Source organism: Streptomyces ossamyceticus, assembly GCF_001418475.1.
Taxonomy (GTDB): domain Bacteria; phylum Actinomycetota; class Actinomycetes; order Streptomycetales; family Streptomycetaceae; genus Streptomyces; species Streptomyces ossamyceticus.
This window is the reverse complement of sequence record NZ_LIQX01000147.1, coordinates 1-14,187: the sequence shown is the minus strand read 5'-3', so window position 1 is coordinate 14,187 and position 14,187 is coordinate 1. Positions and strand designations below refer to the sequence as shown.

Annotated in this window: 7 protein-coding genes; 5 read left to right on the top strand and 2 right to left on the bottom strand. The window is 72.2% G+C overall.

Annotation, left to right across the window (positions count from 1 at the left end):
* On the bottom strand, window positions 1-1,649 hold a 1,649-nt coding region (locus tag AOK15_RS12535; protein ID WP_157870231.1), incomplete at its 3' end, for a nitrate- and nitrite sensing domain-containing protein.
* A gap of 419 nt (window positions 1,650-2,068) precedes the next feature.
* On the opposite strand from AOK15_RS12535, the gene AOK15_RS12530 reads away from it, so the two are divergent.
* From AOK15_RS12530 to AOK15_RS12510, 5 genes are all read left to right on the top strand, one after another.
* On the top strand, window positions 2,069-2,617 hold the full coding sequence (locus AOK15_RS12530) for a hypothetical protein (RefSeq protein WP_055515920.1): 549 nt from the start codon (window positions 2,069-2,071) through the stop codon (window positions 2,615-2,617).
* A gap of 331 nt (window positions 2,618-2,948) precedes the next feature.
* Window positions 2,949-4,415 carry an aldehyde dehydrogenase family protein gene (locus tag AOK15_RS12525; protein ID WP_055515918.1) on the top strand — a complete coding sequence of 489 codons (1,467 nt, stop codon included), beginning with the start codon at window positions 2,949-2,951 and terminating at the stop codon, window positions 4,413-4,415.
* Between the two features lie 177 nt (window positions 4,416-4,592).
* Window positions 4,593-6,197 (top strand): APC family permease, encoded by a 1,605-nt coding sequence (locus tag AOK15_RS12520; RefSeq protein WP_055515916.1) that lies wholly within the window; start codon window positions 4,593-4,595, stop codon window positions 6,195-6,197.
* A gap of 209 nt (window positions 6,198-6,406) precedes the next feature.
* Entirely contained in the window at window positions 6,407-7,957 is a 1,551-nt protein-coding gene (locus tag AOK15_RS12515) for a GMC family oxidoreductase (protein ID WP_055515913.1), read from the top strand.
* A gap of 68 nt (window positions 7,958-8,025) precedes the next feature.
* The gene (locus tag AOK15_RS12510; RefSeq protein ID WP_167738814.1) at window positions 8,026-9,288 is read left to right on the top strand and encodes an IS701 family transposase; all 1,263 of its coding nucleotides are present in this window, start codon (window positions 8,026-8,028) and stop codon (window positions 9,286-9,288) included.
* Window positions 9,289-9,507: 219 nt separating this feature from the next.
* On the opposite strand, the gene AOK15_RS12505 is transcribed toward AOK15_RS12510, so the two are convergent.
* Window positions 9,508-14,187: hypothetical protein (locus tag AOK15_RS12505; protein ID WP_055515910.1), on the bottom strand; the 4,680-nt coding region annotated here is incomplete at its 5' end.

Here is a 14,187-nt window from a genome sequence, read left to right as displayed (position 1 = left end):
GCGACGCGCTCGCCGAGGACCTGGACCGCGGTGTGCGGCGGGGAGAACACCGTGGCGTTCTCCAGGAGTTCGGCGACGAGATGCGTGAGGTCGGCGACGGCGGGGCCGGTGACGGCGACCCGCGGCAGTCGGCGGACCTCGATGCGCTCGTAGTCCTCGACCTCGGCGACAGCGGCGCGGACGACGTCCATCAGCTGGATGGGCTTGCGCCACTGCCTGGAGGGGGCGGCGCCGGAGAGGATGACCAGGCCCTCGGCGTGCCGGCGCATACGGGTGGTCAGGTGGTCGAGGCGGAACAGGTCCGCGAGCTCCTCGGTGTCGTCGGTCCGCCGCTCCATGGTGTCGAGGAGGGTGAGCTGCTTGTGGAGCAGGACCTGGCTGCGGCGGGCGAGGTTGACGAAGACCTCGGAGATGCCGCTGCGCAGCTCGGACTGCTTGACGGCGGCCTCGACCGCGGCCCGCTGGAGGGTGTTGAGGGCTTGGCTGACCTCACCGATCTCGTTCCTGTCGTACTCCAGGCGGGGCACTTCGGTCTCGACGTCGACCTGTTCGCCCGCGGCGAGCCTGCGCATCACGCTGGGCAGGCGCACGTCGGCCGTCTCGTGGGCCTCCTGGCGCAGTCGGCGCAGATCGCGGATGAGGACACGGCCGATGCGGACGGACATGAACAGCGAGACCAGCAGGGCGAAGAGACCGAGGACTCCGGCGACTACGGCCTTGAGGATGACGCCGGTGGCCAGGGGGCGCACCCGGTCCTGGTAGCGGTCGCCCGCCTCGATGCTGAGGTCGCGGAGGTCGGAGAGGACCGGTTCCACCGCGCTGTCCCAGCTCTTGGCGCTGACGCCCGCCCGCTGTCCGGCGACGGAGCCGATGACGTCCTGTTCGACCGAGCGCAGGGGCGCGGTGTTCGCGTTCCGCCAGTAGCCGGCGAAGCGGTCGCGCTCGGAGGAGGGCAACAGCGGCAGGGTGATGTCGTACAGCAGGGTCCGCTGGGCCACGAGGTCGGAGAAGTCGCGGATCTCGTCGCGGCTGATCCGGCCGGCGACGAGGACGGAGCTGAACAGGGCGTCCTCGCGGGAGAGGAGCTCACGGGCGCGGCCGAGGTTGACCAGGGCGCGGCCCTGCTTGTCCATCTCCACGTTGTCCAGCGCGGGGAGGTTGGACAGGAGGGCGAAGCAGGGGTCGACCAACTCGTTGTAGAAGTTGAGGCCCTGGGTGACGGTGACGGTGCCGTCGTCGACGCCCGTGCGCAGGGCCGGGAGCCCGTCGAGTGCGTTCAGGATGGTGGTGAGCCGCAGCGCGGTGGACTCGCCCATCTCGTCCCGCAGTTCCGCGTTCGTGGCATGGTCGCGGAACTCCGCGACGGCCTTGTCGGTGGCGGTGCGGCTGCGTTCTAGGGCCTCGGCGGCGTCGGAGCCGCGCGGATCGGCGAGGAGGACGAGGGTCTGGCGGCGTTCCTGCTGGAGGACACGGATGGTGTCCTCGGTGGGGAAGCCGATCTCCTCGACGATGTCGGCCACTCGGAAGAGGTCGCTCGCCGCACGGCCCGTCAGCACCGTGGCGAACGCCCAGACACTGGTGAGGGCGATCAGGGGCACGAGCAACAGCGCCACGATCTTCCGGCGGATCGATTTCCCGCGAAAGCGCATGGCCTCCCCCAGCTCAACCCCCGCCGGCCCGGGGGCACACATGTGCGTCAACAAACGGCGTGAGCCTACTACCGACACGGGGGTATCTCGAAGAGCCGTCGGAACCCACCACTCGCCCATGGCGAACCAGACATGGGGAGTTGTCCGTTCATTGGGGGAGATTGCCTCCCCCTGTCGGGCAGTTGAACCCATGGCATCCCGTCGGGGAAGTTGGCCGGTTGGCCGGATTTTTGCGTTCCTTGGGAATCTTTCGGCGTTCCTCGATCGTCTTTCTTTACGGGAACGGGGTGCGGAAGGGGCGTCAGGCCCCGCAAGCCGCCCCCGGGTGGCGTAATTCGGAGGAAGTCGGGCACCAGAGGGGGGCCGGGTCTCGTGATCCCGGAGCTCTTGGTCCACCGGCGGTGGGGAGTGACAAGTTGATGGGCACGGCGGAGCGGCAAGTGGCGCTCGAGAAGGACACGGTGACACCACAGACGGCGGCGAAGGCCGTTCGGGCGTCCGAGCGGAACCCCGGGGCGGGCGAGGGTGTCACGGCGAAGGCGAAGAAGGACGCCGCAAGGGACGAAGAGCGCATGCGTGAGCGGGCGTTGTGGATCGAGGAGCCGGCGCGCAGGCGCCGACTGCCCGACCCGGTGCGGACGGCGGCGGTGCGCGCGGTCCTCATCATCGCGGTGACGCTGGTCCAGGCGATGGTGGCGGTCCTGTCCACCCTGGCCGGTTCCTGGCTGGCGTTCCCGATGGTCCTGAGCAGCGTCGCCAGCACGATCGCGGCGACCTGGGGCGTCCTGGACGTCTGGGTGACCCGGCAGGTGTGGAGCCAGCGCAACGGCGTGGTGTCGGCCCCCAGCAGCACCGCGCGTGCGCTGCGCCGTGAGCGGCGGCGGGCCCGCCGTGAGGCGCGCGTGGCGGAGCGTACGCAGGCGCGCATACGCCGTCGCGGCGGCGCCGGCCAGCTCTCGCACCCGTAGGGGTGCGGCCGGTCTCCTCGTTCCTCCTGATGCTCCGTGCGGGCCCCACGCGTGCTGCTTCCACAGGCACCGTGCGGGTCCGTAGCGGGCTCTTCGCGCGCTCCTTGCGGTGCGCCTCCTTCCGGGGCTCCTTCGGCGCCGCGCGTGTTCCTCGCGGTGCGCCTTCCGGGGGCTCCCTCGGGGCGTCCGCGCGGGTTCCTTCTGCCGTTCTTTCCGACCGGACGTGTCAACCGTCACATTTGGCCGGTTGGTCGGCATAGAACGCGGTCTTCCGGTTAGGCGCTCAGCCGCAAGGGCGCCAGCACGGCGCTGACCAGGAGGAACGAGAGACATGCCCGAACTTTTCATCGGCGGAGCGTGGCGTGGCGCGCTCGACGGGCGGACCCGTGAGATCCGCTGTCCCGCCGACGGCAGCCTGGTCGCCGTCGTCGACGAGGCCGGCCGCGAGGACACCGTGGAGGCGATCGCCGCCGCGCGTCGCGCCTTCGACGAGGGCCCGTGGCCCACGACCCCGGCGGCCGAGCGGGGCGCCCTGCTGCTGCGGGTCGCCGACCTGCTCGTACGCGACAAGGCCGCGCTCGCCCGCGCCGAGTCGCTCGACACCGGCAAACGGCTGGTGGAGAGCGAGTACGACATGGACGACATCGCGAACTGCTTCCGCTACTTCGGTCACGCGGCCACCGCCGAGACGGGCCGGGTCGTGGACACCGGGCAGGACGGCGTCGACAGCCGGGTCGTGTACGAGCCGGTCGGGGTGTGCGCGCTGATCACCCCGTGGAACTACCCGCTCCTCCAGACGGCCTGGAAGGTCGCCCCGGCGCTCGCGGCCGGCAACACCTTCGTGCTGAAGCCCAGCGAGCTGACCCCGCACACCGCGATTCATCTGATGCGGCTGCTGGAGGAGGCCGGGCTGCCGCCGGGCACGGCGAACCTGGTCCTCGGCGCCGGTCCCGAGGCGGGTGCCCCGCTCTCCGAGCATCCGGACGTCGACCTCGTCTCGTTCACGGGCGGCCTCCAGACCGGCCGGCGGCTGATGGGCAACGCCGCCGCGAGCGTGAAGAAGGTCGCGCTGGAGCTGGGCGGCAAGAACCCGAACATCGTCTTCGCCGACGCCGACTTCGACACCGCCGTCGACATGGCCCTCACCGCCGTCTTCCTGCACTCGGGCCAGGTGTGCTCCGCCGGCGCCCGGCTGCTGGTCGAGGACGCGCTGCACGACCGGTTCGTCGACGAACTCGTGCGCCGGGCGGAGCGGATCCGGCTGGGCGGCCCGTTCGACGAGCGGGCGCAGACCGGGCCGCTGATCTCGGCGGCGCACCGCACGAAGGTCGAGGAGTACGTCGCCAAGGGCGTCGCGGAGGGCGCGGTCCTGCGCTGCGGCGGCGAGCGGCCCACGGGTGAGGCGTACGACCAGGGCTTCTACTATCCGCCGACCGTCCTGGACGAGTGCGCGAGCACGATGTCCGTGGTCCAGGACGAGTCGTTCGGCCCCGTGCTGACCGTGGAGAGGTTCAGCGACGAGGCGGAGGCCGTACGGCTCGCCAACGACACGATCTACGGCCTGGCCGGCGCCGTCTGGACGACGGACGAGGCCAGGGCCCGGCGGGTGGCCGCCCGGCTGCGGCTCGGCACGGTGTGGATCAACGACTACCACCCGTACGTCCCCCAGGCGGAGTGGGGCGGCTACAAGCAGTCCGGCTTCGGACGTGAACTCGGGCCCGCGGGGCTCGCCGAGTACCGCGAGGCCAAGCACATCTGGCGCAACACGGATCCGGCGCCGCAGGGCTGGTTCGCGTAACTCCCTTGTGACGAGGGGGACTTGAGGCGTAGGCATGACTCCTCTTCCGTGTCCCGCGGATGCGGTCCCCCTCCCTGCCCGTGCCCACGGGCACCTCACTCCGGCCCCATCCCGGCCCTCTCCCGGCACCCGTAAGAGCCGCTCCCCCTTTCCTCGAGGCCCCCCAGGAGTCCGCTCATGACGACCATCGAGCAACCGACCGGACCACAGAAATCGAACGACGACGCCGAACTCGCCGAGTTCGGCTACAAGCCCGAACTCAAGCGCACCCTCGGCAACTTCCACACCTTCGCCGCCGGGATCAGCTACATCTCGATCCTCACCGGCACCTTCCAGCTGTTCTACTTCGGCTACAGCAGCGGCGGCCCCGCCTACTGGTGGTCGTGGCCCATGGTGTTCGTCGGCCAGTTCATGGTCGCGCTCTGCTTCGCCGAACTGGCGGCGCGCTACCCGGTGGCGGGCTCCGTCTACAACTGGTCGAAGAAGATAGGCAATCCGCATCTGGGCTGGCTCGCCGGCTGGATGATGCTGACCGCGTCGATCGTGTCGATCGCGGCGGTGGCGCTCGCCTACCAGCTGACGCTGCCGCAGATCTCCGACGTGTTCCAGTTCGTCGGGGACGGCACCGGCACCTATGACGTGGCGACCAACGCGGTCATCCTGGCCGCGGTGTTGATCCTGTTCACCACACTGGTGAACGCTTTCGGCGTGAAGCTGATGGCCACGATCAACACGGCGGGCGTGTTCATCGAGTTGATCGCCACCGTGGTGCTGATCGCCCTGTTCGCGGTGCACATCACGCGTGGGCCTCAGGTCGTGCTGGAGACCAACGGCACCGGCGAGGGGTACGGCGGCGCCGGGTACCTGGGCGCGTTCCTCGTGGCCTCGCTGGCGTCGGCGTACGTCATGTACGGCTTCGACACGGCCGCCTCGCTCGGTGAGGAGTCACTGGACCCGTCCCGGAACGCTCCGCGCGCCATCATCCGGGCGATCGTCGCCTCCTTCGTCCTCGGCGGCCTGATCCTGCTGCTGGCGCTGATGAGCGTCTCCAGCCTGAAGGGCGAGAAGCTGTCCACGGACGGTCTGCAGTACGTGGTGCTCGACGTGCTCGGCCCGACGGCCGGCAAGGCGATGCTCTGGTGCGTACTGATCGCCGTCACGGTGTGCGCGCTCGCCGTGCACACGGCGGCGATCCGTCTGGCCTTCGCGATGGCCCGCGACAACAACCTGCCCGCGTCCTCGCTGCTGGCCAAGGTCAGCCCACGCTTCCAGACCCCGGTCCTCCCGGCCGTGATCATCGGCGTGCTGGCCCTCTCGATCCTGGTCGTGAACATCCGCCAGCCGCAGATCTTCACCGTGGTGACCAGCATCGGCATCATCATGATCTACCTCGCCTACCTCGGCGTCACCGTGCCGATGCTGGTGGCGCGGCTGCGCGGCACGTGGCAGCCGGCGGGCGACGGCAGGTTCTCCCTGGGCCGCTGGGGCGTCCTCGTCAACGCCCTCGCCGTCCTGTGGGGCGCGGGCATGACCCTCAACCTGATCTGGCCCCGGGCGTCCGTCTACAACGCGACCGAGCCGTTCCACTGGTACCTGCGCTGGGGCGCGGTCCTCTTCGTCGGGCTCATCGCGGGCGGCGGCTTCGCCTACTACTGGTTCGTTCAGCGGCACAAGACCGGGGTGCTCGCCGAGCACGCCGTGACGGCCACCACGACCGCCACCGAGCCGTCCGGGCCGACGACACCCCCCGCCCCGCCCGTCGCCTCCTCGGCGGCCGACTGACCGACCCGGTCACGGACTGACCAGCCCGGTCACGGACTGACCAGCCCGGTCGCGGACTGACCGACCCGGTCATGGACGGACCGACCCGGTCATGGACGGACCGGGCCACCGGCAGGGCCCCGCTCACCGGGACCGGACACAGCACGCAACGCGCGGCCCCCTGCGCCGATCCGCCGGGGACGCATGCAACGCAAGGAGGACAACTCCCCATGAGCCCAGAAGAGTTCGATTACGTCGTGGTCGGCGGCGGCACCGCGGGAAACGTGGTCGCGGCCCGGCTGTCCGAGGACCCGTCGGTCACGGTGTGCGTCCTGGAGGCGGGACCCAGCGATGTCGGCGACGACGCCGTCCTGAGACTGGAACGCTGGATGGGCCTGCTGGAGTCCGGCTACGACTGGGACTACCCCGTCGAGCCGCAGACCAGCGGCAACAGCTTCATGCGGCACGCCCGCGCGAAGGTCCTCGGCGGCTGCTCCTCCCACAACTCCTGCATCGCCTTCTGGGCCCCCGCGGAGGACCTGGACGACTGGGCGGCGGCCGGCTGTACGGGCTGGTCCGCGGCCGACCTCTTCCCGCTCTACCGGCGGCTGGAGAACAACGACGCTCCCGGTGACCACCACGGCCGCAGCGGCCCGGTGAAACTCCGCACGCTCAAGAGCGACGACCCGTGCGGAAACGCGCTGCTGGAGGCGTGCTCCCAGGCCGGGATACCCACGACGCCCTTCAACTCCGGTACGACGGTGGTCCGGGGCGCCAACTGGTTCCAGATCAACTCCGACGAGAACAACATCCGGCAGTCCTCCTCGGTGGCGTATCTGCACCCGATCATGGGCAAGCGGCCCAACCTGGAGGTCCGCACGGGCGTCCGCGCCAAGAAGCTGGTGCTGGAGGGGCGGCGCTGTGTCGGCGCCGAGTACCTCGACCCGGACCAGATCCACACCCGTACCGTCCGGGCCCGGCGCGAGGTCATCGTCTCCTGCGGCTCCATCGACACGCCGAAGCTCCTGATGCTCTCCGGCATCGGACCCGCCGAGCACCTGCGCGAGGTGGGCGTGGACGTGGTCGTCGACTCGGCGGGCGTCGGCGAGAACCTCCAGGACCACCCCGAGGGCGTCATCATGTGGGAGGCCGCGCAGCCGATGACCACCACGTCCAGCCAGTGGTGGGAGGCGGGCATCTTCTACGACACCGAGCCCGGCCTGGACCGCCCCGACCTGATGTTCCACTACGGGTCCGTGCCGTTCGACATGAACACCGCCCGGCACGGCTACCCCACGACCGAGAACGCGTTCTGTCTGACGCCGAACGTGACACGGGCGAAGTCGCGCGGCACGGTGCGGCTGCGCACCCGCGACTACCGGGACAAGCCGAAGGTCGACCCGCGGTACTTCACCCACGAGCACGACGTGCGGGTGATGACGTACGGGCTGCGGCTGGCCCGGCGGATCGCCGCGCAGCCGGCGCTGAGCGGATGGACGGGGGCCGAACTGGCGCCCGGCCCCGACGTACAGACCGACGCCGAGCTGTTCGACTACATCCGCAAGACGCACAACACCGTCTACCACCCGGCCTGCACCGTGAAGATGGGCGCGGACGACGACCCCTCGGCGCCGCTCGACGCGCGGCTGCGGGTCAAGGGGGTCGAGGGGGTGCGGGTGGCCGACGGGTCGGTGATGCCGGACCTGGTGACGGTCAATCCGTGCATCACGACGATGATGATCGGCGAGAAGTGCGCGGATCTGCTGAAGGCCGACGCCTAGTAGTGCTTGGTCAGGTTGATTCGCCGGTGGCGTGTCCGTTTGATCGGGTGTGTCGTTGACCTGTTGTGATGGGTGGGGAGTTGGCCGCGGTCCGGTGTGATCTCGAGGACTTCGCGGCAGAGATGTTCGAGCCGTTCTCGCGGGCGGATCAGCGCCGGTGGGGCCAGGTGTATCTGCGGGGCCTGCTGCTGGACGGCCGGCGCAAGTCGGTGGAGCCGATGGCCGCCCGGCTGGGCGAGGACGGCAACCGGCAGGCCCTGGCGAACTTCATCACCACCAGCCCGTGGGACGCGGCGCATGTCCGCGCTCGCCTCGCCTGGCGGATGCAGCACGTGATCAAGCCGACCGCGCTGATCGTCGATGACACCGGCTTCCTCAAGGACGGGGACGCCTCGGCCTGCGTGGCCCGGCAGTACACCGGCACCGCGGGCAAGGTCACCAACTGCCAGGCCGGAGTCTCGCTGCACCTGGCTTCCGACGCGGCGTCGGCGGCCGTCGACTGGCGCCTGTTCCTGCCTGAGAGCTGGGACCCCGCCTCGCCGAAGGCCGATCCGGCCAAGGTGGCCCGCCGCACCAGATGCGGCATCCCCACCGACGTCGGACACGTGGAGAAGTGGCAGCTGGCCCTGGACATGATCGACGAGACCAGGTCGTGGGGCATCGATGTCCCTCTCGTCGTCGCCGACGGCGGCTACGGCGATACCGCAGCTTTCCGCCTCGGCCTGGAAGAACGCGGGCTCGACTACGCGGTCGGCATCTCCACCACGACCACCGCCCACCCGGAAACAGCACAGCCGCACACCCTGCCCTACGCAGGTCGCGGCCCCCGGCCCCAGCCCGCCTATCCAGAGCCGGCCCAGGCGGTGAAGAAGCTGGTCATCGAGGCCGGCAAACAAGCGGCCCGGCCGGTGCAGTGGCGGGAAGGCTCCCGCCCGGGCAGCGGCCGCAGCGGTTTGAAACGCATGTACTCCCGCTTCGTGGCCCTGCGGGTCCGGCCCGCCGGACGCGAGATCCGCAAAGCCTGCGACGGCCCGGAACTGCCCGTCCGCTGGCTGCTGGCCGAATGGCCCGCCGACCAGCCCGAACCCATCCAGCTCTGGCTGTCCAGCCTGCCCGCCGACACCCCACTGGCCACCCTGGTGCGCACCGTGAAGCTGCGCTGGCGCGTCGAGCACGACTACCGCGAGATGAAACAGGCCCTGGGCCTGGCCCACTTCGAAGGCCGCACCTGGCGAGGCTGGCACCACCACGTCACCCTCGTCTCCGTCGCACACGCCTTCTGCACCCTCCAGCGCATCACCCGGTCCCCAAAAGAGACGGCGCCGGCCTGAGCCTCTACAAGGTCGCCCGCGAACTGCAGCTACTCCTCGCGGTCTGGACCGGCGCCTGCCCCACCTGTCACCGCGACATACCCACGGCAATATCAACCTGACCAAGCACTACTAGGGGGTGGCTGCTTTAGGGCGCGGGCGACGGCGGGTCCGTCGTGGCCGCTCGCGCCGTTCCCCGCGCCCCTGTGAGGGGCTGCGCCCCTCCGGGCGCGGCCTCTCTCAAGCAGGGTGCGGCGTGGGGCGCTTGTACATCCTCGTCGCCGTGATCTCGCTGTGCACCGTCTCTCCCGCCTGGGGCTGCTGCGGCAGTCCCGGGCGGAGGTGTTCCTCGACGCTGATGTACTTCAGGCCGGCACGGAGGTCGGCGTCGTTGCGGAGGCGGATGACCAGGGGGAACTCGGCCAGGGCGGTCGTGTCGAAGAGGCCCGTCGTGTAGAGGAGCTGGACGCCGAGGGCGTCCGACACGGCCCGCTGCAGCTCCAGCAGGTAGGTCGCGTTGGCCCGGCCGATGGGGTTGTCGAGGAACAGGGTGCCGGCGTGGCGGTGCTTGTCACGGCCCCGGTCGTTGCTGCGGAGCGCGGCCATCGTGCAGTACAGGGCGATGGCGGCGGTGAGCAGCTGGCCGCCGGAGAAGACGTCGCCCATCTGGCCCACGGGGACGCGCTCGGCGCGGAGCACGGCGTCGGGCTTGAGGATCTCGACGGCGACGCCCTTGGGCTGGAGGGCCGCGCTGACGCCGCGCAGGAGCAGGGACATGCCGTCGCGCCGCATGTCGGAGTTCTTCTTGACGGCCGCGCGGGTCGCCTCGTCGATGACCTCGCCGAGCCGCTCGGTGAGTGTCGCCTGGTCGGGTTCCTCGAAGCGGATGCGGAGGAACTCCTGGCCGGACCACTCCCCCAGGCCCTCGGGGAGCCTGGACAGCCGCTGGGCCGAGCGCAGGGTCGCGAGCGCCGACTCCACCAGTCCCCGCAGCCGGTCCACGATCGATTCGCGGTTGCGCTCCAACTGCGCCAGCTCGTCGGTGAGGACCCGCAGCCGGGGCGCGAAGGCGTCCGCCCACTTCTGGGCGTGCTCGGGCAGCGCGGAGGCGGGCAGTTCACGGATCTGCTGGCGGGCCGGGGTACGCACCTGCTCGTAGCGGGTGGAGTTGGCGTGCCGTACGAGGATGTCGCTCGCCTCGCGCACCGCGCCCTCGGCGGCGGAGAGGTCGGCGGCGCAGCCGCGCAGGGAGCGGCGGGCCTCGGCGGCGGCCTTGCGGGACTCTTCGAGCTCACCCGGGTAGGGCTCGGGTTCCTCCTGGTCGTCGTCCGGGGTGTGGTCGCGCAGGAGGTCCCTGAGCAGGGCGGCCGTCTCGTCGAAGCCGCCGGCCGCGTCCTCGGCGGCTCGGTGGGCCGCCAGCAGCTCAGCGTGGGCCTCGCGGGCCTGGGCCAGCGCCTCGGTGCGGGAGGCGAGTTCGGCGGTGGCGGTGCGCAGCAGGGCCTGGGCGTGGTCGGCGTCGCGCGGGACCATCTCCTCGGGCAGCTCGGTGTGGGCCTCGCCGTCCTCGGGGGCGTGCCGTTCGGCCTCGCCGCGCAGCCGGCCCAGCTGTTCGCTCGCCGTGGACACGCGGGTCTCCAGGAGCTGCACCAGCTCCTCCGCGCGGGCCGCCGCGGCCTGCCGGGACGGGCTGTCGGAGCCGTCGGGCGACTGGAGGAGCTGCTCGGCGCGGTTGCGGACCTTGTTGCTGAGCCGGTCCAGTTCCGCGCGGGCGGCGCTCTCGTCGCTCTCGGACCGGGCCTGCTCGGCGCGCAGATCGGCGCCCACGCCGACCTTCTCGTACACCTGGGAGGCGGCGCGGTAGGCCTCGCGGAGGGCGGCGAGGGGCTGCTTGGGCGCGTCGGTGTCCGCTTCCGGTACGTCGTCGGGGGCGCCCGCGATCTCCGCGCGCTCGGCGCGCAGTGCGCGGGCCGTGCGGCGGGCGTCGTCGGCGGCGCGCTGGGTGCCGCGGCGGTCCTCGTCGGCGGCGCGGGCCCGCTCCAGGCAGACCTGGGCGCGGGCCTCGGACTCCGCGGCCTCGTCGGCGAGTTCGCGGAGCTTGACCTGCCAGCCGGCGCGTTCCCGCAGCCGGAAGGCGAGTCCGGCGAGGGCGTCGGCGGCGCGCCGGGCCTTCTGGGCGGCCTCCTGGCGTTCGTCCCGTACCTGGGCGGCCTCGGCCGCCGCCTCCTCGGCCTCCGCCCGCACGGTCCGGGCCTCGGCCAGCTCCGCCTCGGCCTCCTCGGCGAACGCGCGGGTCTCCCCCGCCGACGTGGCCAGCTCGGTGAGGCGGCCCGCCGGGCAGCCGGTGCGCCAGGAGGCGAGTCGCGCCGCGAGTTCCCGGTCCTTGCCGAGGCGGGCCGCGAGGGCCCGGATCTCCTCGTCGCGCTCGGTCGCGCGGGCGCGCAGGGCCTGGCGCTCCTCGTCGGCGGCGCGCTCGTCGTGCATGGCCGGGTTCGGTGGGACGAGGAACACCTCGGACGAGGTGCCGTCGCCCGCGTCCAGGGGCGGTGTCGGAGCCAGCAGGGCGGCGGCCGTGCCGACGGCGACGGCGGACCGCGGGAGCAGCGCCGCGTCGCTGAGCGCCGCACGGGCGCGGACGTGCGAGTCGGGGTCGGTGATGATGACGCCGTCGACCAGCTCCGGGCGCGCGGCCAGCACGCGCGCGTGGTCGGCGGGGTCCACGGCCTGGGCGAGGTAGCGCCAGCCGGGCAGGGCGGGGATGCCGTGCTCGCCGAGGAACTCGACGGTGGCCAGGACGTCGGGGCCCGGCGGCAGCAGTCCGCCGTCGCCGAGGGCGCCGAGGATGCGGGAGTCGTCGGCCGCGGCGGTGCGCAGCTCGAACAGGGTGCGCTCCGCGGAGGACACGTTCTCGTCGAGCAGCTCGCGCAGCTCGTCCGCGAAGCGGTCCAGTTCCTCGGGGGTGAGGGGGCCGTCGCCCGCAGAACCGGAGTCGCCGGGGCCATCGGTCGCGCCGTCCGCCGGCCCCGTCCGCTCCGGCTCGGCGGGCCTCGCGGCTGCCGCGCCGCCGGGGCCGTCGCCCGCGGCGCGGGGTACGGGCACCCCGGCCCGGTTCGTGCGGGCGGCGCCCGGCAGGCTCAGCAGTTCGGCGAGGCGCTCCTCCGCCGCGAGGGCCTCGGCGGTGCGCCGCTCCCCGTCGTACGCGCGCTCGGCGGCGACGGCGGCGTCGGCCGCGCGGGCGGCCGTCAGCTCCGCGCGGGCCTCGGCGGAGGCCGCCTCCCTGGCGTGCTCGGAGGCGCGTCGTGAGGCCTCCCGGGCGGTGTCCCAGGCGGCGACGGCGGTCTTCTCGGCGTCGCTGGCGGCGAGGGCGGCCCTGGCCGGGTCGGCGTCGGGCGCGCTGTCGTCGAGCCAGCCTGCCCGGACCGCCTCGGCGGTCTCCTGCTCGACCTCGCTGAGCCGCTGTTTCAGGTGCCCGATCTCGCTGCGGGCGCGCTGCGCCTCGGTGGCGGCGGCGGTGGAGTCCCGGTGGGCGGCCTCGCCGAGCTCCTGGAGAGCCGCAGACCGCTCCTCGCCCTCGTTGGCGAGGTTCTCGGCGCTCTCGGCGGCCGTGTGTAGGGCCCGTACGAGGTCGACGGCGGCCCTGGCGCGGGCGGCGAGGGCGGGGGCCGCGTCCCGTTCGGCCTCCTGGATGGCGGCGGCCACACGGGCGACGCGGTCGGCGGCGGCACGGTGCCTGAGCACGGCCTCGGCGGCCTGCCAGGCGGAGTGCAGGGTGCGCGCGTCGGCCAGTTCCCGTTTCTGAGCGGCGGCCGACTTCTCGGCGGCGGCCAGCGCGAGGGAGGCGTGCCGGTAGGCGAGCTGCGCCGCGATCAGCGCGCTGCGCTCGCGGGCGCCCTCGGCGTGGGTGACCGCGTACGCGGCGGCCGTGACCCGCTGGGCGAGATCGGTGCCCCTGACCCTTTCCCGGGTGGCCCTGGCGGAGAGTCGCCGGGCCAGGGTGCGCGTCCGCCGCTCGGCGGCCGTGTGGATGTCGCGGGCCCGTGACCGTGCCTCGGCGGCCTCCACGATCCGGCCGAGCAGGTCCACGGACCCGGCGGTGAAGTCGCGTTCGGCGATCAGCTCGGCCCGGCGTCCGAGCTTGTTGCCGAAACCGCCGACGAGGTCGGCGAGCCCGTCGGTGTCCCGGGTGTCCGTGACCGCGCGGAGCAGCAGGTCGGTGAAGTCGGAGTCCTTCTTCACCGCGAACAGGCCGGCGGCCTCGCCCTCGTCGGCGTTCATCTCCCGCTGATAGCGGAAGAGTTCGGGGTCGAGGCCGAGGTCGGTCAGATGCTCGTTCCAGCGGTCGTGGATCTCCTCCCAGTGCACCTCCAGGTGCGGATACGCCTTGCCCGCCTCGGTGAGGGCGTCCCGGAACCCCTTCATGGTGCGCCGGCGCCCCTGCGCGCCGGAGGCTCCCTCGACGGGCGGCCGGACGGCGGTGGACTCGGCGACCGGGAGGTTGTCGAGGCTGAGGCCGGGGCCGGGCCGGAAGGAGTACCAGGCCTCGGCGAACTTGCGGGGGTCGTTGGAGACCTGGCGTCCGCGCCACTCGCTCACCTTGCCCACGACGACGCACTCACCGGTGAGGGTGTGCTGCCACTCCAGCGCGACGTGTCCGCAGTCGTCGGCGAGCAGGAACTTGCGCAGCACGCCCGAGCTGGCCCCGCCGAGGGTGTTGCGGTGCCCAGGCAGCATCACCGAGAAGATCAGCTTGAGCAGGACCGACTTGCCGCCGCCGTTCTCCAGGAAGAGCACGCCCGCGGGCGCGGGCCGACGCGGCGGCCCGGTGGGCTCCTCCTCGAAGAACTCCGCCTGCTGCGGCGCGGGGTCGGGCACCGGCTCGCCGACACCCCTCAGGTCCAGCACGGTGTCGGCGAGCCGGTGCCC